General features: G+C 40.3%; 19 protein-coding genes and 1 pseudogene. 8 read left to right on the top strand and 12 right to left on the bottom strand.

Features of this window, described 5'->3' with window-relative positions:
* Positions 1–12: 12 nt before the first annotated feature.
* From ung to CDOM16190_RS10660, 3 genes and pseudogenes are all read right to left on the bottom strand, one after another.
* Positions 13–714 carry a uracil-DNA glycosylase gene (gene ung, locus CDOM16190_RS02185; protein WP_170018703.1) on the bottom strand — a complete coding sequence of 234 codons (702 nt, stop codon included), beginning with the start codon at positions 712–714 and terminating at the stop codon, positions 13–15.
* Positions 715–716: 2 nt separating this feature from the next.
* Positions 717–1252 (bottom strand): annotated as a pseudogene (locus CDOM16190_RS02180) (DUF2625 family protein).
* 2 nt (positions 1253–1254) lie between these two features.
* Positions 1255–1386, bottom strand: a complete 132-nt coding sequence (locus CDOM16190_RS10660) for a DUF2625 domain-containing protein (protein WP_249934092.1) — start codon at positions 1384–1386, stop codon at positions 1255–1257.
* 103 nt (positions 1387–1489) lie between these two features.
* On the opposite strand from CDOM16190_RS10660, the gene CDOM16190_RS02175 reads away from it, so the two are divergent.
* The 3 genes from CDOM16190_RS02175 to CDOM16190_RS02165 are packed head-to-tail and all read left to right on the top strand — an operon-like array spanning position 1490 to position 3812.
* Positions 1490–2044 (top strand): YbaK/EbsC family protein, encoded by a 555-nt coding sequence (locus CDOM16190_RS02175; protein ID WP_170018702.1) that lies wholly within the window; start codon positions 1490–1492, stop codon positions 2042–2044.
* Between the two features lie 26 nt (positions 2045–2070).
* Positions 2071–3216 carry an iron-containing alcohol dehydrogenase gene (locus CDOM16190_RS02170; protein WP_170018701.1) on the top strand — a complete coding sequence of 382 codons (1146 nt, stop codon included), beginning with the start codon at positions 2071–2073 and terminating at the stop codon, positions 3214–3216.
* A 41-nt stretch (positions 3217–3257) separates the two neighbouring features.
* The gene (locus CDOM16190_RS02165) at positions 3258–3812 is read left to right on the top strand and encodes a flavin reductase family protein (protein WP_170018700.1); all 555 of its coding nucleotides are present in this window, start codon (positions 3258–3260) and stop codon (positions 3810–3812) included.
* Here the strand turns inward: CDOM16190_RS02165 and CDOM16190_RS10900 are convergent, their stop codons facing one another.
* The 3 genes from CDOM16190_RS10900 to dnaG are packed head-to-tail and all read right to left on the bottom strand — an operon-like array spanning position 3813 to position 7410.
* Entirely contained in the window at positions 3813–4757 is a 945-nt protein-coding gene (locus CDOM16190_RS10900) for a restriction endonuclease (RefSeq protein WP_349644371.1), read from the bottom strand.
* Entirely contained in the window at positions 4742–5728 is a 987-nt protein-coding gene (locus tag CDOM16190_RS02155; protein WP_170018699.1) for an argininosuccinate synthase domain-containing protein, read from the bottom strand. Before CDOM16190_RS02155 ends, CDOM16190_RS10900 begins: the two co-directional genes overlap by 16 nt.
* Positions 5725–7410, bottom strand: a complete 1686-nt coding sequence (gene dnaG / locus CDOM16190_RS02150) for a DNA primase (RefSeq protein ID WP_170018698.1) — start codon at positions 7408–7410, stop codon at positions 5725–5727. The genes CDOM16190_RS02155 and dnaG overlap by 4 nt, the downstream gene beginning before the upstream one ends.
* Before the next feature lie 60 nt (positions 7411–7470).
* Here dnaG and CDOM16190_RS02145 point away from each other — a divergent pair, with 60 nt between their 5' ends.
* From CDOM16190_RS02145 to aroC, 4 genes are read left to right on the top strand one after another with little or no spacing between them, the layout of a single operon-like run.
* On the top strand, positions 7471–8496 hold the full coding sequence (locus tag CDOM16190_RS02145) for a hypothetical protein (protein WP_249934091.1): 1026 nt from the start codon (positions 7471–7473) through the stop codon (positions 8494–8496).
* The gene (gene rnhA / locus CDOM16190_RS02140) at positions 8474–8908 is read left to right on the top strand and encodes a ribonuclease HI (protein WP_170018697.1); all 435 of its coding nucleotides are present in this window, start codon (positions 8474–8476) and stop codon (positions 8906–8908) included. The genes CDOM16190_RS02145 and rnhA overlap by 23 nt, the downstream gene beginning before the upstream one ends.
* 2 nt (positions 8909–8910) lie before the next feature.
* On the top strand, positions 8911–9588 hold the full coding sequence (gene rnc, locus CDOM16190_RS02135) for a ribonuclease III (protein ID WP_170018696.1): 678 nt from the start codon (positions 8911–8913) through the stop codon (positions 9586–9588).
* Positions 9585–10661 carry a chorismate synthase gene (gene aroC, locus CDOM16190_RS02130; protein WP_170018695.1) on the top strand — a complete coding sequence of 359 codons (1077 nt, stop codon included), beginning with the start codon at positions 9585–9587 and terminating at the stop codon, positions 10659–10661. The genes rnc and aroC overlap by 4 nt, the downstream gene beginning before the upstream one ends.
* A 243-nt stretch (positions 10662–10904) precedes the next feature.
* On the opposite strand, the gene CDOM16190_RS02125 is transcribed toward aroC, so the two are convergent.
* From CDOM16190_RS02125 to purB, 4 genes are all read right to left on the bottom strand, one after another.
* Positions 10905–11855, bottom strand: coding sequence for a coiled-coil domain-containing protein (locus CDOM16190_RS02125; RefSeq protein ID WP_170018694.1), 951 nt, complete (start codon positions 11853–11855; stop codon positions 10905–10907).
* Positions 11856–11932: 77 nt separating this feature from the next.
* Complete coding sequence (locus CDOM16190_RS02120; RefSeq protein ID WP_170018693.1) at positions 11933–14305, bottom strand: ribonucleoside-diphosphate reductase subunit alpha; 2373 nt, start codon at positions 14303–14305, stop codon at positions 11933–11935.
* A 36-nt stretch (positions 14306–14341) separates the two neighbouring features.
* A complete protein-coding gene (locus tag CDOM16190_RS02115) occupies positions 14342–14896 on the bottom strand; it encodes a hypothetical protein (protein WP_170018692.1) in 555 nt (184 codons plus the stop codon).
* A 5-nt stretch (positions 14897–14901) separates the two neighbouring features.
* On the bottom strand, positions 14902–16233 hold the full coding sequence (gene purB / locus CDOM16190_RS02110; RefSeq protein WP_170018691.1) for an adenylosuccinate lyase: 1332 nt from the start codon (positions 16231–16233) through the stop codon (positions 14902–14904).
* 55 nt (positions 16234–16288) lie between these two features.
* On the opposite strand from purB, the gene CDOM16190_RS02105 reads away from it, so the two are divergent.
* Positions 16289–17212, top strand: coding sequence for a pseudouridine synthase family protein (locus tag CDOM16190_RS02105; RefSeq protein WP_170018690.1), 924 nt, complete (start codon positions 16289–16291; stop codon positions 17210–17212).
* Between the two features lie 157 nt (positions 17213–17369).
* Here CDOM16190_RS02105 and rlmN read toward each other — a convergent pair whose 3' ends face one another.
* Together rlmN and CDOM16190_RS02095 are read right to left on the bottom strand one after the other, a co-directional pair.
* The gene (rlmN, locus tag CDOM16190_RS02100) at positions 17370–18431 is read right to left on the bottom strand and encodes a dual-specificity RNA methyltransferase RlmN (RefSeq protein ID WP_170018689.1); all 1062 of its coding nucleotides are present in this window, start codon (positions 18429–18431) and stop codon (positions 17370–17372) included.
* A complete protein-coding gene (locus tag CDOM16190_RS02095; protein WP_170018688.1) occupies positions 18428–18994 on the bottom strand; it encodes a phosphorylase family protein in 567 nt (188 codons plus the stop codon). Before CDOM16190_RS02095 ends, rlmN begins: the two co-directional genes overlap by 4 nt.
* Positions 18995–19058: the final 64 nt, after the last annotated feature.

Here is a 19058-nt window from a genome sequence, read left to right as displayed (position 1 = left end):
CCCCCCCCATGCTTAAATTTCAATTTTATAATTATTCAAATCCCAATCAATCGCACTAACGCCTTTACTAACAAGATAGGCGTTGCATTTTGAAAAGTGACGCGAGCCAAAGTACGCTCCACGCGCTAACGGACTTGGATGAGCCGCCGTTAGCACAAGGTGTTTGTTCGTATCAATTAGCGGAATTTTAGCCTTCGCAGGATTTCCCCAAAGCATAAAAACGACGTTTTCTTTATGAGCGCTTACAGCTCTTATGGCAGCGTCCGTAAACTCCTGCCAGCCAAAATTTGCATGCGAATTTGCCTGTCCCGCCGCAACTGTGAGAGTGGCATTCAGTAGCAGCACGCCTTGCTTCGCCCAGTATGTAAGATCGCCCGAATTTGGCTCGCTGATCCCAAGATCATCATAAATTTCTTTATAGATATTAACCAAACTTGGCGGAACTCTAACTCCGTTTGGCACGCTAAAGCTAAGCCCCATGGCTTGATTTTCGCCGTGATACGGGTCTTGCCCAAGGATCACCACCTTAACCTTATCAAATGGCGTTAGGTTAAAAGCGTTAAAGATAAGCGAATTTGGCGGATAGACTCTGCCGACTTGCAAAGCATTGATCAAATTTTCTTTTATACTCGCAAAATAGGGGCTTAAAAACTCTTGCTTGAGCGCTTCTTTCCAGCCTTGCTCGATCTGAACTTTGTTGATATCTATCTGCATATTTACCTCTTTAAATTCTTCATACACTCAAGAGTGAAGCGAAAATTTTCGTCCGCACTAACGGCGCGTTTGCTAACACAGTTTATGTTAGAGCCCTCTTTCGTCCATAAAAACGGCATAAAAGCAAAAACTTCATCAAGGCTTATCTTTACGACTTCCTCTTGCCAATTTTCAAAGAAAAATCCTTCGTAAAATTTCGCCAAATCACCGTTAAAAGCAAAGTCTAAAAACTCAGAATACCCCAGTTAAGGCCTTGCCACTCTAAGCTATCTTGCGCAAGATAGTAAATTTTACCCGCGTCTTTGCCAAGCCCGCCTGCATTTATCGCGAAATTTCCGCCCAGTACATCATCGGCTATAAGCAAATAAGGAGCGTTTAGCACACTAAAATTTTCTTGCACCGCTTGGTTAAACGACACTATCCCGCGCTTCATCTTTTCACAGCCCGAGCCAAATATCCTCATCCAGCCGTGATTTATAACAACTCCGCCGCTACCGTAGACAAGCGCACCCATCGGAGAGCGAGTAGTTACTTCCAAGGCTAGCAGCTCATTTTCGGCTCTTTTTTCATCACGCGGCAAAAATTCATAACTGTTTTAGCATCCTTTGACCACTCTTTAATGAGCTTCATGCCAGGCTCATCTAAATTCACAAGTTCTTTTAGTGTTTTCATCTCTTTGCGCCTATAAATTTCTCAAAATCATAACTAAATTAAGCTAAAATTTCTAAACCAAAATTTAGAATTTGGCATAAGCTTAAGATCACAAAGGAAACTTATGTCCGAGCAAATTTTTAATAAGATTAACACTCTTCTAAGCCAAAATGACGCGAAATTTAAGGTTATAGACCACGAGCCTGCCAACACTTCAGAAGCCGTTGCCAAAGCTCGCGGCACGATAATGGGACAAGGCGCCAAGGCTCTTGTTTGCGTGATAAAAGGCATAGATCCTAAAATTTTAGCCGCCTATAAAAACGAAACCCCGAGTCAAACCTCATCAAACAGCCTCCTTAAAAGCTCCAAACACTACGTTTTAGCCGTGCTTCCTGCTGATTACAAGGCAAATTTGGAGGCTATCACGCACGAATTTCACGGCACTAAAACCTCTTTGGCAAGTCCTGCTGAAGTTAGTGAGCTAACAGACTGCGTTATCGGCTCTGTTCCGCCGTTTAGTTTTCATGATAGGCTAGAGCTCATCGTCGATAGCAAGCTTTTTGAGAGATTTGAGGAGATCGCTTTTAACGCCGGTTTGCTTGATCGCTCCATCGTCTTAAACGCTAAAGACTACGAGCGAATAGTAAAACCAAGGCTCGTAAATTTCGCGACCGCTTAGAGAATTTAGCTACCAAAGGAGTTAAGATGTATCAATTTAGCTTTTATAACCCTGTTAGAATAGAATTTGGCGAAGGCAAAGAGCAAAATATCGGCGCTTATATGAGAGAATTTGGCGCTAAAAAGGCGCTTTTGCTCTACGGAAGCGAGCGCATAAAGCGCACGGGGCTATTTGACGTAGTGGCAAAAAGCCTTAAGCAAGAGGGGATAGAATTTGTCGCACTTGGCGGAGTTAAGAGCAATCCCGTGCTAAGCAAAGTAAATGAAGCCATCAAGCTCGCAAGAGAATTTGGCGCAGATAGCGTGCTAGCTGTAGGAGGCGGCTCGGTGCTGGATTCGGCTAAGGCTATCGCGGCTGGAGCTTGTTATGATGGCGATGTGTGGGATTTTTTCACAGGCAAAACTCCAAAATCAGCACTTAAGATCTTTGACATCATGACTTTGGCTGCGACTGCAAGCGAGATGAACAACGGCGCGATCGTGACAAAAGAAGAGACCAAACAAAAATACTCCATAAGCGGCGAGGTGCTTTTCCCAAAGGTTTCAGTCATCAACCCAAGGCTTCAAGCAACCGTCACGAGCGAGTATCTAGCCTACTCCGCAAGCGATGTGATCGCACACTCCATCGAGGGGTATTTCACGGCAAGTATTCATCCTGAAATCATAAATTTGCAAGTTGAAGCCAACATCAAAACGATAATAAGAACGACAGAAATTTTGCTTGAAGAGCCTAGCGATTACGACGCGAGAGCCGAATTTGCCTGGGCTGCGACGATGGCGCTAAATCACATGACGCGCGCGGGCACTAAAGGCATAAACTTCCCAAATCACATGATAGAGCACGCCATGAGCGCGGTAACTGATTGTGCGCACGGAGCGGGGCTTTCGGTAGTGATGCCGGCTTGGATGAGGTGGTATAAGGATAAAAATTTGGCGCAGTTTGAGCGGTTTGGACGAGAAATCTTTGACGTAAATTCGGCAGACGAGGGCATAAAAGCGCTTAAAGCTTGGTTTGATAAGATAGGCACGCCAACTAGCCTTAAACAGCTAAATATAGATAAAAGCACGCTAGAAGAGATCCTTGATGTCGCCGCGCAAAATGCCATAGCTTGGAGAATGGATAAAATTTACACCAGAAAAACGATAGAGGAAATTTTAAATTTGGCAAACTAACGCTAACTAACAAGCCGTGTTAGTGCAAAACAGGAGCAAAAATGATAAAAGAAGTAGAGCTTGCAAAGGCGTATAGACTGGTAAATACCGGCCCAACCTGCCTGATAAGCGCGAAATTTGAAAGTATAGAAAACACAATAAGTGCGTCTTGGGTTTGCGCGCTGGATTATGACAAGATAAGTGTGGTGGTTGATTCTGGCGCATTTACTCGCTCACTTATAGAAAAAAGCGGATATTTTGCCGTTAGTATTCCGTGTGTAAGACAAGCAAATTTAGTTATGAAGCTGGGCTTAATCTCAAGACATCAAAATGCCGCTAAAATGCAAGATGTAAAGCTCTTTTATCAAGATAAATTTGACGTGCCGTTAGTTGATGGTTGCCTCGCTTGGTTAGTATGTAAAGTGCTAACAAACAAAACTAACCAGAGCGAATTTGATCTGTTTATGGGCGAAGTTGTGGGTGCGTGGGCCGATACTAGAGTATTTGAAGAAGGCAGATGGAAATTTGACGAGTGCGAGGAGGAGTTAAGAAGCCTTCACTACGTAGCAGGCGGCGAATTTTACACGCTTGGCAAAAGGATAAACGTAAAGATTTAATCACTCCATAAACTCATCGAAAAAGTCCTTATCGACTTCGCAAATTTCGATATTTTGCCTGACCTCAACGCCCACCTTATACTTTATCATCAATTCCGCAAGTCGCTCGCCGTCAATGAGAGCTATAGAGTGATCCTGCAAGTTTTTCGCATAATGCTCGGCATCTTTAGTAAATTTTGAAGTAGTGATGAAAACGCCCTTTTTCGTCTGCTTATCTAAAATAGCTCCTGCAAATTTATTAAGCTCGGGACGGGTGATGCTTCCTTGCTGGCGCTTAGCCTGAATATAAATTTTAGAAATTCCAAGCTCATCTTCGTTTATTATCCCATCTATACCGCCATCGGCTCCATCTTTTGTGAGTGTGCCTTCGCCGTAACCCATCTTAACCAAAAGATTTTTTACCAAGTCTTCAAAGAATTTGGGACTTTTAGCGTTTATCTCATCTAAAATTTGAGCCTTTAAAAGCTCTTTAAGCGCTATATTGGCACTATTTATAGCTTCTATCGGAGTTATATCTTTTGAATTTTGTTCGTTTGTGGATAACGGCTTGTTATGCTTGCTACTTCTGGTTTTGTTATAAACCTCGTCATACCAAGAGCTAAATTTAGCCTCAGAGTTCTTATCAGAGCAAATTTTTACACCAAATTCTGTTATCTTAAAAGTGCCTCGCCCTATTTTTTCTGCAACTCTTTTACTCTTAGACAAATTTAAAATTTCTATAGTAGAAGCAAGATAGCTTAACGCCCAACTAGCCCTGCTTACGTATAAAAGCACTTTGCCGCTTGGTATTTTAAGCTCCTTTTCATCATCGCTAAGTTTAAAATATTTCGCCACAAATTCATAATTTTCTTTTCTATCCGCTTCGCTTTTAGTGCTAGAAATCCAAGTATCGGTAGCTTCATCTATTCGTGACTTGGCACCACTTTGCTTTACGTTATAAACCACTCTTGAGCGGGGCTTTTATCCTCAAATGGCTTTGTGATGATAGTTCTTTCGCCGACTTTAGCGCTATACTCGCGCTCTTTATCCGCTCTTGTATAAGCGAGCGCAAGCCTCACGGCAAATTTAAGATCCTCCTCATCGTCATTTAAATTTATAAGACTAACCGCGCCCACGACACTACCATCAAATTTTATCTGCACAAATTTGGGATTTTCAAGTGCGAGCAGCTTTTCATTATCGCTTTCATCACGCCCGATCACCATCTTTGAGCCGTTTTTAAGCCGCAAATGCCGCCCTATCCTAAGAAGCTGCATATCTTTTAGGCTCATATCCTTATCAAATTTTAAAAAGTCTTTTATCTTGTTTGCAAAGCCTTCAACCGTGAGCAAGCACCCACCCGCAGGGCTTTCAAAATCCACAAAACCAAATTTTTTAGCAAGCGCTATCTGAGGTTTTCTATCTCTTCCGCTAAGTCCAAGCAGACGCTCTCTATCCACCCAACCCTCGCGCTCAGGCTTGGTTGGCTTCATAAGAAGTGCCGACATCGGACGCAAGATAAGATCATCTTCATCTCTAGCTAAAGTCTTTACATGCACCATCGCATCGCGCCTTTGGCTCATCGGGCGCTGTCCAAGAACCTCGCCCGTAGCGATAAAGCTCGCACCCTCATCCTCCATCATACTAAGAGCCGTCTTAAACATATACGCGTGACAATCGATACAGGGGTTAAAATGCTTGCCATATCCAAATTTCGGGTTAAAAAGCACATTTTGCAAATATTCGCTTCTGATATCTACTATCTTTAACTCCGCTCCCGCCATCGCTGCACGCTTTTTAAGCACCTCAAATTTACTCTCGCCCGCACCAAATCCTATATCAATATGAATAGCAAGCACATCTACGCCTTGCTCCTTTAAAAGCCTGATAGCAAGCATACTATCAAGCCCACCGCTAAATAAAACTAATGCTTTCACTTTTTAAATTTTTCCTCCAAATCTTCTAATACTTTTCTTATTTTTTTTAAAGTGATCTCTTTCTTTTCATAAGGCATATTTGAAGCCAAACAATTAGCCCGCATATCTTTGTAATAATCAATTTTAAGCCTATAAATAGCTTTTAGTACTGTCGCTTCATCTTGTAAAACATCAACGTTAAATAGCAAAATTTCGCGTAAAATAGGCTCATCCTCATCCGATCTTCGCAATACCGCATCAAATACATCAACGTATCTCAAAAAATACTCTCGTCTTACTAAATCTAAAACCATATCGCTTAAATTCTGATTTTCTAAAATTGTCTTAATAAGCTGAATTTCTACGCTTGAACGAAGCGGAATTTTCATGCCGTTTGCTTGATATGCAGTTTGATATTCCTGCTGAGCAACGAAATCTTGAGAGTTAAAATTTTGTCTTGTAACGCCACTTAAACGAAAGGAATTCATATCTATCTTAAGCAAATTTGCCACAAGCGGCGCATAAGAATTTGCGATTATCGGCTTTAAACTCATCGTAAATTCACGCACCTCTTCAAGAGCCTTTTGCTTTTGTATCGGGCGGGTTAGGTCAAATTTGGCCACCAAATTTCTTATATAAAACTCTCCGATCTCAACTCCGCTTTCAAACATATCGCCAAGCTCTTTTATCTTGCCTGCCACGACCATATCGGCAGGATCGGCTCCGCCTTCAAGGATAACAACACTTCCGTCTATCTCGTTTTGCGCAAGCAGGTGAGCGGATTTAACCGCTGCGTTTATGCCCGCACTATCACCGTCAAAGCAAAGCACCACGCTTAGCTCACCTCGTTTTAAAAGCGGCAAGTGCTTTTGCGTAAGAGCCGTTCCAAGCACCGCTACGGCGTTGGTAAATCCGGCATGATGAAGCATAATCACGTCAAGATAGCCCTCGGTGATGATGATTTGATTTTTGGCGTGGATATCGCGTTTTGCCAAGTGGTAGCCGTAAAAAAGCGTTGATTTATCAAAAATTTCACTCTGAGGCGAATTTACGTATTTGGCCTGATGTCCCGAAAGTGTGCGTCCTCCAAAGCCAACAAGCTTGCCCGTGTGCGTGTAGATCGGAAAGGTGATACGCTGAATGAAACTTGCGTAAATTCCGCTTTCGTTTTGCTTGACGATGCCCGATTCAAGCGCTTCGTTTGGCAAAATTTGCTCGTTTTCAAGCAGTCTTATCGTCTGAATGCTATCAGGTGCAAACCCAAGCTCAAATTTCTCACAAAGCGCATCCGTAACACCACGCGAGTATAGATACTCTATCGCCGCAGGAGTCTTATAAAGCAAACTGCGATAGTAGGCGTTTGCTTTTTCAAGGACGTGTTTATTTTCTTTCACATTTTCACGCTCGTTTTTTACGTAATTAAGCGTGAAATTTGAAAGCATTGCGATCTTTTCTATAGCTTCCGGATATGTAAGCTTCTCGTAATCCATCACGAATTTTATGACGTCTCCGCCCGCCTTGCATGAAAAGCAGTGAAATATCCCGCGGCTTGGGCTCACGCTCATGCTTGGGTTTTTATCGTCGTGAAACGGACAAACGCAGACGTAGTTTGAGCCTGATTTCTTAAGCGGGATGTAGTGTCCTACGATGTCGATTATATCGGCTTGTTCTTTGAGTTTTTCAATGGATTTTGGGTCTATCATAAGCGAGATTATACAATCACTTTGCTATAATGGGCTTAAAATTTAGGGCTGGAATTTACATTGGAAATTTTTTTTATAGAGTTTAGAGATCCGATTTTCGGGCTTGTCGTGTTTGTTTCGCTTATCCTCATGATCGCCGTTTTAAGCTACATTTGGGGTGTTTTTAGAAACAAAGACGAAAAGCAGGAGCTAGAGAAATTTTTAAAGAAATTTGATAAGACCGAGGGGCTTAGCAGCGAGCATAAAGAGATGCTTGTCAAATTTGAAGTAGATAGCGCCTCTCTTTGCTTTCTAGCTAACACATTTGCTAAAAGCGGCTACTTCGAAAAGGCGATAAACATCTATGCGATAGCACTCAATAAAGCCAAAAACAAAAGCGAAAAAGAGCCTATATTTACCGATCTCGGGCAAGTTTTTTTCAAGGCGGGCTTTTTACAAAAGGCTAAAGATATATTTTTAGAGGCGTTAAAGCTATCTCCACGCAACCAAACCGCACTTAAATTTCTAACCGTCGTGTATGAAAAACTAAAAGAGTATGACGAGGCACTAAATGCACTTGACGCGCTTGAAGAGCTTGGACTTGACGTAAAATCTCAAAAAGCCTATATCAACATCATGAAAATTTTGATAGATAAAGATATGAGCTTAGAGGCAAAAACGGCTGAAATTTTAAAGCTCAAGGATAGCTTTACGCTTGCAAGGCGAATGGCGCTTGAAAACTGGCTGCAAAAAGGAGCGGATATCGTAAATTTCCCTGATTTTCCGCCATTAAAAGACGTTTTTGATATCATCTACAGACAAGAGCGGGCGGTAAATTTAAGCGATGAAGAGTATAAATCGCTATTTTACGCTAAAAATTTAAGCGACGAGCCGGCAAAAGAGCTTGGATTTGAGCTTGAAGTGATGACGAATTTAAAAAAAGCGGGCTTTAACAAAGCCGATCTTAGCTTTAATTACATCTGCAAAAATTGCAAAAACTCCTTTCCGCTTCATTTTTACCGCTGTCCGATCTGTCACGAGCTAGGAAGCGCTCAAATTTTGCCTCATATCACGGAAAAATCCAATGAAAACAGTATGCCTTTTTAGCGACGGCTCGTGCCTTAATAACCCGGGCGCAGGCGGTTGGGCATATATCCTAGAATACGGCAAACACACAAAAGAAGCAAGCGGAGCCGAAGCCATGACAACTAACAATCAAATGGAACTTAGGGCTGTTATCGAAGGGCTAAAAGCTCTAAAAGAGCCTTGCGTCGTTAAGCTTTACACCGATAGCTCATACGTGGCAAACGCGATAAACGAGTGGCTTGACGGCTGGGTCAAAAAGGCATTTAAAAACGTAAAAAACGTCCCGATGTGGCAGGAGTTTTTAGAAATTTCAAAACCTCACGACATTCGCGCTACATGGGTCAAGGCTCACAACGGACATCCGCAAAATGAGCGTTGCGACACGCTGGCAAGGCAGGCGGCAACTAAGATAAAAGATGAAGGCAACCTATAAAAATGCAAAATTTAAAAGCACTCGAAGAAAAGCTGGGATACAAATTTAAAGAGATAAATAACCTAAAAAACGCGCTTACGCACAAAAGCTGCAAAAAAGGCAAAAACAACGAACGGCTTGAATTTTTAGGCGATGCAGTGATGGATCTGGTGATCGCTGATTACTTATTTCGCAAATTTAAAAACACTGACGAAGGCGATATGAGCAAGCTTCGCGCCGCACTTGTCAATGAAAAAAGCTTTGCAAATTTGGCAAGCTATCTGAATTTAGGCGAGCATATATTTATATCCGCAGCCGAAGAAAACAACGGCGGGCGCGAGAAAATTTCGATACTATCGGACGCTTTTGAGGCGGTTATGGGAGCTATTTACATAGAAAGCGGCTTTGAGGAGGTCAATAGCGTAGCCATAAGGCTCTTTGAGATCTGCTATCCTGATATCGATCTTAAAAATTTGACCAAGGATTATAAAACGACTTTGCAAGAAATCACTCAAGCCAAGCTTGGCGTAACACCCGAATACAAGCTCGTGCGCTCATTTGGACCTGATCACAAGAAGGAATTTGAGATCGCGCTTTTGCTAAAAGAAGTTGAAATTTCTCGAGCCATCGGCAAAAGCAAAAAAGAAGCCCAGCAGCTAGCCGCCAAAACGGCGATAGAAAAGATCAAGGACAAATCATGAATTCATTCGGACGAAAGCTTATTTTAACAACCTTCGGCGAGAGTCACGGAGCAGCAATCGGCGGCGTGCTTGACGGATTTCCTGCGGGAGTTAAGATAGACGAGGAATTCTTGCAAAGCGAGCTTGATAAGCGAAAGCCGGGACAGTCGAAATTCGCCACCGCAAGAAAAGAAGGCGACAAAATCGAAATTTTAAGCGGGATTTTTGAAGGCGTTAGCACAGGCACGCCGATCGGATTTGTCATCTACAACGAAAATCAAAAATCAAAAGATTATGAGAATTTGCGTGAAATTTTTCGCCCGGGACATGCTGATTATACATACTTTAAAAAATATGCAATTCGCGACCACAGAGGCGGCGGGCGAAGCTCTGCAAGAGAAACTGCCGTGCGAGTGGCGGGCGGGGCGTTTGCTCAAATTTTATTAAATGAATTTGGTGTGAAAGTAGAGAGCGGCGTAAGCGGAGTAGGAACCGTAAAAGCGCAAAAATTTGACTTTGACGCAGCGGAGAATTCTGAAATTTTCGCACTTGATAAAGAAAATTTGATGATGGATGAAATTTTAAAGGTCAAGCAAGCTCACGACAGCGTGGGAGCTAGCGTCATAACGAGAATTTTAAACGCTCCTGCCGGGCTTGGAGAAGGGTTATACGACAGGCTTGATGCAAGACTTGCCGCTGCGATGATGGGCATAAACGGAGTAAAAGCAGTGGAGATCGGCGAGGGCGTAAAAGCAAGTGCAATGCTAGGAAGCGAGAATAACGACTGCATGAATAAAGCGGGCTTTCTCTCAAATCACGCAGGCGGAATCCTTGGGGGCATGAGCACTGGAGCTGAAATTTTAATAACTACGCATTTTAAGCCGACTCCTTCGATATTTCTGGCTCAACAAACACAAAACATCCACGGCAAAAATGCTATCTGCGAGCTTCGCGGCAGACACGATCCGTGTATCGGTATCCGTGGAAGCGTCGTTGCAACCGCGATGGCAAGGCTTGTGATAGCTGATTTTATGCTTTTAAATTTGAGTGCGAATTTGGAGAATTTAAAAAAGATATATAACCAGAAGCTGTAAAATATTCGGTGATTAATAATAGTTTTTAAATAAAACTTGTTGAATTATTATATTAATTAGATTGTATAGTAATGCAACTATTTAATTTTATAGATACTCATAATATACTTTTCAATATCTGCTTCACTTGGCGGAGATAATAATTTGCGAGATTTTAATTGTTTTATATCTATTTTCCCATATACAAGATCCATCATATCAAATACTATGTCTGAAATAATACTTGTATTATCTAGCCATTTTCTAAAAAAAATAATGACCTATATTAAAGTTAATACTCTTTTCACAATTGTTATTTTCTTCTACTAATTTTGCTATTCTTCCACTATCTAGCATATATTTTAGAGTATCGTTATTCCAATTATTATCTTTAATATTCATCTCTATAAATTCTTTTTCGTAATCTTTTTTACAAATATTTACAAATCTTTGCCTTATTTCTATCGCTTTTAAAAAACTATCTTTCCATATTTTATAATCAGGTTCTTGAATATGCAAAATTTCTTGATATTTTTTCATATTAGATGAATATATTTTTATTATATTTTGATAATTGTCTTTTTCTGAATTGCTTTTAGCATTGTCTAAATATTTATACAACTCATTAAGTTCTTGTTTTATTCTATCAATTGGCAAAATCAGGGATTTTTTTAAATCTTGTTCAATATTGTTAATATTTTTTATTTTAAAAATATCAGAGATATTCCTATCAGAGAATAAGTCAGATAACTTGCTTTTATAAGAAATATATTCAACTGTTGTGTTCATATACAATTTTTTAGCATCTATTAAATTTTGCATAGAAACTAACTCTTTATTTTTTAAATCTTGTATATTTTTTTCATATGCTTCTATTTGCTTAACTAATTTGTTGTTGGTGTTTTTAAGCTCATTTTCTTTCCCATTAAGTTCCGCTATTCTAATATTGGTTGCATTTAGTTCATTTGATTTTTTTAATAATTCTTTACTAATTTTTTGATTTTCAATAGTAATATTTTGTTCTTTCTCGTTTAATATGTCTATTTGTTTTTCTAACATTTTGATTTCAAATGTTGGCTTGATTGTATAAATATACCCGTATACGGCGGTTATTGCAACAACAATAGTTGCAATATTACCAAGAATAGAATAAGTATCTTTATTTTTTAAAATTCTACAAATATATTTTATAAAATATGACAGCTGTGCTTTCATAGTTTTATTTCTCCAAATTAAAAAAAATAAACCGACTGTATCTTATCATGCTTTTTATTATTATAAAAACAAGCTCTCTACTGACACCCCTCGCACTCGATAGAGCGATCGGCTACATTATTTACTTTGTTGCTATCAGGGCTTTCAGAGCGTAGATAGTAGGTTGATTTAAGCCCAAGCTCCCATGCAAGCGTGTAAATTTCATTTAGATAGCCGCCGCTTGCCTTATCTAGGCTCATGAAGATATTTAGGCTTTGGCCTTGGTCGATCCATTTTTGGCGCACAGCACCGGCTTTTACCAAGACTCTTTGATCAAGCTCGTATGCAGGCGTATAAAATTGCCACGTATCGGGGCTTAGATCAGGCACGACAGTCGGTATCATACCGCTTAAATTTTGCTCAAACCACTTGCGTTTGTACACAGGCTCAATAGTCTGCGTGGTGCCCACAAGGATGGATATCGAGCTAGTCGGCGCGATAGCCATTAAGTAGCCGTTTCTCATGCCGTCGGTTTTAACCTTCTGCCTCAACCAATCCCAATCGCAAGTATCCTCATCAAAAAGCCCTCCGCGATTTACGAGAGCTTTTGCGTTTTCGTTTGCTACATCTATCGGGAAGATTCCCTTGCTCCATTTTGAGCCTTCAAAAGTCGGGTATTTGCCCTTTTCAACGGCTAAATTGGAGCTCGAGTAGATAGCTTGGTAGCTGATATTTTCCATTATGCTGTCTATCAAGGCTAGGTGGTCGTAGCTACCCCATTTGATGCCTTTAAGCGCGAGCATTTGCGCTTCGCCCATCACGCCAAGTCCGATAGAGCGGGACGATAAGTTCGTATGTTTTACTTTTTTATGCGGATAGAAATTTAGATCGATAACATTGTCAAGCATTCTAACAGCTATCGGCACTACGCGCTCGACGTCAGCCTTTGTGTTTATCTTGCTTAAATTTATGCTAGCAAGATTACAAACCGCCGTTTTGCCCTCGACGCTCTCTTTTTCAACGATAAAAATTTGCTTTCTGCCAAGGCTATCAAGCGCACTTAGCTTTTTAGCTTTTTTGGTTATGCCGCTATCGATAGTAACGTCATCTTCCTCGTGAAATACTCTCTCTTCGCCGTCTTCAAAGGTGATTTTGATCTTGTAATAATTTGGCTCGGTATTTTGGAAAATTTCGGTGCATAAATTTGAGCTTCTTATAAGTCCGTCGTGATCGTTTGGATTGGCTCTGTTTGCATTATCCTTAAAGCACAAAAACGGCATGCCCGTCTCAAAGTAGCTGGTTAGAATTTTCTTCCAAAGCTCTTTAGCTACGACGGTGTTTTTCTGGATATTTTCATCGTTTTCATACTCTATGTAGCGCTTTTCAAACTCTTCGCCATATAGATCGCACAGATCCGCCACTTGCGCAGGATCAAAGAGAGTCCAGCGCCCATTTTCCTTAATGCGCTTCATAAAGAGGTCATTTATCCAAAGTGACGGGAACAGCTCATGCGCACGTCTTCGCTCCTCGCCTGAGTTCTTGCGAAGATCCAAGAAATCGCCAACATCCATATGCCAAGGCTCGATATATACGGCTATCGCGCCCTTTCTAGTGCCTAGCTGATCGACTGCTACGGCTATGTCGTTGGTTACTTTTAAAAACGGGATTATACCGCCGGCAGCGTTTTTATGTCCGTCGATACTTCCGCCCATAGCCCGCACCTTGCACCAGTCCCAGCCGATACCGCCACCAAATTTAGAAAGCAGCGCCATCTCTTTGTAGCTGTCAAAAATTCCCTCGATATTATCAGGCGTGCTGCCGATGTAGCAGCTGCTTAGCTGATGGCGAGTTGTACGAGCGTTTGAAAGTGTCGGGGTTGCAAGCATGACCTCAAATTTGCTGATAAGATCATAAAATTTTTTCGCCCAGCCTTGGCTATCAAGCTCATTTTGCGCAAGAAACATCGCGATAGCCATAAACATCTGCTGCGGAAGCTCGATAGGTTTGCCCTTGCTATCTTTGATAAGATAGCGATCATAAAGCGTTTTGATACCAAGATAGGCAAACTGCAAGTCGCGCTCGGGCTTTATGTAGTTGTTTAGGTCGTCAAGGTCGTATTTATCCTTAAGACCCGGGATGATGCGCCCTGCTTTCTCGCCCTTCTCAAAATATTCGCGCAGATGGTTGTAGCCGTTGTAGCCCGTTACTTTGTGATACAGGTCGTAAAGAAACAATCTAGCCGCGACAAATGTCCAATTCGGACGGTCGATGTCGATCTTATCAACTGCCGTTTTGATGAGCGTTTGCTGGATCTCTTCGGTCGTTATCATATCGCGAAACTGGATCTTCGCATCAACCTCAAGCTCGCTTAAATTTACGTTTTCTAGCCCCTCAACTGCGGCACCTGTGTATTTCTTGATCTTACTTATATCAAGCTCTTCCGCTCTTCCGTTACGCTTTATGACTTTCATTTAGTATACTTTCTCCAAATTTTCTATTTTTAAATTTTAAAGTGCAAGACCAGCCAAATATGGCAAACAAGCAATTGTAGCATCAGCGGTTTTATCTCCAAGCCATTTAACTATTTCCATTAGTTTTGATTTTTTCTCTTGATTGTCTTTGTAATCTTCAAGCTCGCCAAGCATTCCTTTTAATTGATACTTCAAATTTTTAGTAAAAATTTCATCTGAAATTTTATCTATTCTTTTCATCACACTCTCAATACTAATTTCTTGAGTGATATTTGCATTTGCTGTATTTGTTATATGTATTTGATTTTGCATTTCTACTTTTGCGTCGTCATCTTTAAGTTCTGCTATATAGAGTTCTAGTTTCTTTATTAAAATTTTTAAAAAGTTTGGATACATACTAAAATTATATACAAGTCCATGCTCATCAAAATCATATCCAAAACTATCGTCAACCATTATATTGTATTTGCGATATCTATCTAATAACTCTTGAAATAAATTAAACGCTATTTCACCATTTTTGCTTTCTAGAACCTCGTTTGCTTTTTTTATATCTTCTAAAATAAATTTAATTTTTTCTTTATTTGCCATATCTACTAAGCCTTAAACACTCTTTTAAAAATTCCATCAACATTTTTCGTGTAGTAGCTATACTCAAAGCACTCTATTATCTCTTTTTTACTAAGAGCTTTGCTTAGATCCTCATCGTTTAGTAAATTTTGCAAATATAAGCTCTCGCCCTTTTCGTTTATAGCCTGCTTGCCCTCTTGTAGATCAGCCCAAACTTTCATAGCGTTTCTTTGTACGATCTTATATGCGTCCTCACGAGAAATTCCACGTTTTGGAAGCTCTAGAAGCACGCGTTGAGAAAAGACAAGCCCGCCTGTAAGGTTTAAATTTTTCATCATATTTTCAGGATAAACAACCAAATTTTCTATCAAATTACTAAGGCGAACCAGCATAAAATCAGCCGTTACAAATGCATCTGGCAGCACAAATCTTTCGACCGAGCTATGGCTGATATCGCGTTCATGCCAAAGCGCTACGTTTTCAAGCATAGGCGTCACATACGAGCGAAGCACACGGCAAAGACCTGTGATATTTTCGCTTAGAACCGGATTTCGCTTATGCGGCATCGCACTTGAGCCTTTTTGTCCGGCACTGAAATACTCCTCGCACTCATAAACTTCCGTACGCTGATAGTGGCGAACTGCTACAGCTATCTTCTCGCAACTTGCAGCAAGTATAGCTATAGCATTTATCACATGTGCGTAGCGGTCGCGCTGGATCACTTGATTTGACGCAGGCGCAGGAGTAAGTCCCAGCTCAGCGCAAGTTAGCTCTTCAAGCTCAAGTGGTGCATGCGCAAAATTTCCCATCGCGCCTGAAATTTTGCCATAGCTTATCACTTTTTTAGCGCTCTTAATAAGCTCTAAAGCGCGGTTTATCTCGTCATACCAGATCGCAAGTACAAGCCCAAAAGTTATCGGCTCGCCGTGAATTCCGTGGCTGCGACCAACCATAAGAGTATCTTTGTGCTCATAAGCGCGCCTTTTAATTGCACTCATCAAATTCTCAACATCTTTTATGATAAGTTCGAGGCTCTCTTTAATCTGCAAAGCAACGGCAGTATCAATACAATCAGAGCTTGTCATACCAAAATGCACGAAGCGGCTCTCCTCACCAAGGCTTTCGCTCACGCTTTTTAAAAATGCGATCACGTCGTGCTTGGTCGTCTTTTCTATCTCGTCGATGCGAGCGATATCAAATTTGGCGTTATTTGCTATCTTTTTGCAGTCCTCATCACTGATAAACCCAAGCTTATTCCATGCTTTAACCGCAGCGATCTCGACCTTAAGCCATGCGTCATACTTTGCTTGCATGCTCCATTTTTCAGCCATCTCCTTGCGCGAGTATCTCTCTACCATAAAATCACCTTTGTGTTATAATAAAGGATAGATTTTATCCAAAAACGAGTAAAAATTGCCTTATATAAATAAATTTATTACCATTGCCAATTCTCAAAAAGCTTATGAAGTGCTGATAAATTCAGGCTTTAAAATGAGAGAAGCGCAGCGACTTATAGATAGAGGAAGGCTTCTTTGCGATGGTGTTGTGGTGAATGAAAAAAACGCTGTTTTAAACGGTGAAATTTGCCTGATTGACTACGAAACGAACCCGCGCGGACTTGAGCCGATATTTGAGTGCGAGCAGTTTGCCGTCTTTGATAAACCAAGCGGAGTTTTAAGCCATCCAAACGGTAGAAACTGCGAATACTCACTAAACGATGAAATTTGGTACTTATACGGGCGTGAGGCAAGTGTAGCACATCGCTTGGATTTCGAGACGAGCGGGTTAATCGTAGTAGCGCGAGATAAAATTTCGCAAATTCAATTAAAAAAGCTCTTTGAGAATAGAAAAGTTGCAAAAAGCTATGTCGCGATGGTCTCAGGCAAAATTTCTACAAATTTAACCATAAACGCCAAGATGGATCTAGCAAATGATTACGACGATGTAAAGATGAGAATGCAAATTTGCGAAAACGGCAAAGAGGCGATCACTGAAATTTCACCGCTAGAATACTTTGAAGATATTGACGCGACTTTTATTAGAGCCATTCCGCTTACGGGAAGGCAACACCAAATTCGCTTGCATTTGTTTCACGTAGAACGAAAAATTTTAGGTGAACCGCTTTACGGATTACAAAAAGAGCAGATAATCAAAATTTTAGATAAAGATATGAGTGGGATCGAGCGCATAAATTTAACAGGCGCTCCAAGGCTTTTACTTCATGCAGATAGAATTTCATTTGAGTTAGAAGATCAAATTTATGATATCAAGACAAAATTTGATGCAAAAAGAGAATTTTATAATCTTGCGAAAGAGAAATTTGCTCACCGAGCTTAGTAAAAAGCTAAATTTTGTTAGTTAAATTTAACTAACAAAATTAAAAGTTAGTATTATTTTTGATCCCTATCTTCAAAAAACATAACTTTTATCATAAGTGAAAGTCCCAAAACAACAACAATAGATACAAAAACAATCTGAGCGATATCAAGAGCCGTCATATGCTCTCATTTCTCTCTTTGAGTTGTCCGCAAGCAGCAGAAATATCAAGCCCTTTGCTTTGGCGAATAGTGCAAGTTACACCATGCTCCCTAAGATACTCTTGAAATTTAAGCATATCCTCAAGCTCTGGTCGTTTATACAAACTTCCTTCGTGGGGATTAAAATATATCAAATTTACTTTTGCTTTGATGCCGTGAAGTAGCTTGACAAGCTTTTTGGCATCCTTAATGCTGTCATTCATATCCTTGATAACAAGATACTCAAACATAACCCGTTTGCGCATATCGATGGGAAATTCTCTAACAGCCTGCATAACCGATTCGATATTGTAAGCTTTATTTATAGGCATTAGTTTCGTTCTAAGCTCGTCGGTAACGGCATGGAGCGATATGGCTAACAACACACCTAAATTCATCTCACCAAGCTTTTTTATCTGTGAACCAAGCCCGCTGGTTGAAACGGTCTGACGTCTTGCGCCTATAGCAAGTCCGTCATTTTCCATAAGAATTTTTATCGCTTTACTAACGTTAGTAAGATTATCAAGAGGTTCACCCATGCCCATATAAACGATATTTATTCGCCTCTCATAAGGTATATTGTTAGCTTTTTTTATCCACAAAATTTGACCTACGATCTCTCCAGGCGTTAGATTGCGCGTTAGTCCGCCTTTAGCGGTCAGACAAAACGAACATCCCATTCTACAGCCAACCTGCGAACTAACACATATAGTATAGCGAGCATGCCGTGTTAGCTTGCCGTCTTCATCGCTTTGCTCCTCTTTCATGGGCAAAAGAACACTTTCGATTCGGTATCCGTCTTTTAGTTCAAAAAGATATTTTATAGAACCGTCACTGCTCTGTTCGGCTTTTACACATTTAAGTGGGTCGAAATAAAACTCTCCTCTAAGCTGCTCTCGCATAGCTTTAGGCAAATTTAACATCTCGTCAAACGAATTTGCATTTTTCTTATAAATCCACTCATAAATTTGTTTGGCACGAAATTTGGGGCTAAATTCACTCTCAAGCTCATCAAGTGTATAATCAAGCAGATTTTTCATATCAAATTTCTCTCTTTAAGTGAATTTATAAGTATCTCTTTGGCTTTTTGGTGATTTTTTACAAAGTCCTCGTGTGCATTTTGGTTGCAAAAATTTGTTGCGACGAAGATACCTCTGGCAGGAATTTTAAATTTTGTCGCAACTTTTAAAACCGCAAAAAATTCCATATTTTCCAAAGCATAGCCAAGCTCAGCGAGTCTATATGCCAAATTTACATCAGTTGTGATAAAGTTTGAAGAATTTACTCGGATAGTTTCATGTGAAACTTTGGTATTTAAATTTTTGTCACAAATTTGTATTGATGAAATTTCTTTCTTACATGGAGTATAGCTTTTATCTTCCAAGCTTGAAATTTCAATGTTTGCACCAACCGCACTCTCATAAATTCCAAAAATTTTTCCATTTTTATAAATGCCTGCCGAACCTACAAATAAAATCTGATCAGGCAAATTTCGCTGATTTTCACATAAAAATTTTGTCAAATTTATGCTCATATCGACAAGTCCTACTCCCATCGGCAAAGCAAAATCAAAAATTTCATTTTGACCGGCGGAGATTATCATTTTTTAAGTCCCTCAAGACTAAAGCTTGAAAATTTCAAATTCATAAAATTAAAACTATAAAAAG

This window comes from Campylobacter sp. RM16190, assembly GCF_012978835.1.
In the GTDB taxonomy this organism is placed as follows: domain Bacteria; phylum Campylobacterota; class Campylobacteria; order Campylobacterales; family Campylobacteraceae; genus Campylobacter_A.
This window is presented reverse-complemented; position numbering and strand designations above follow the sequence as displayed.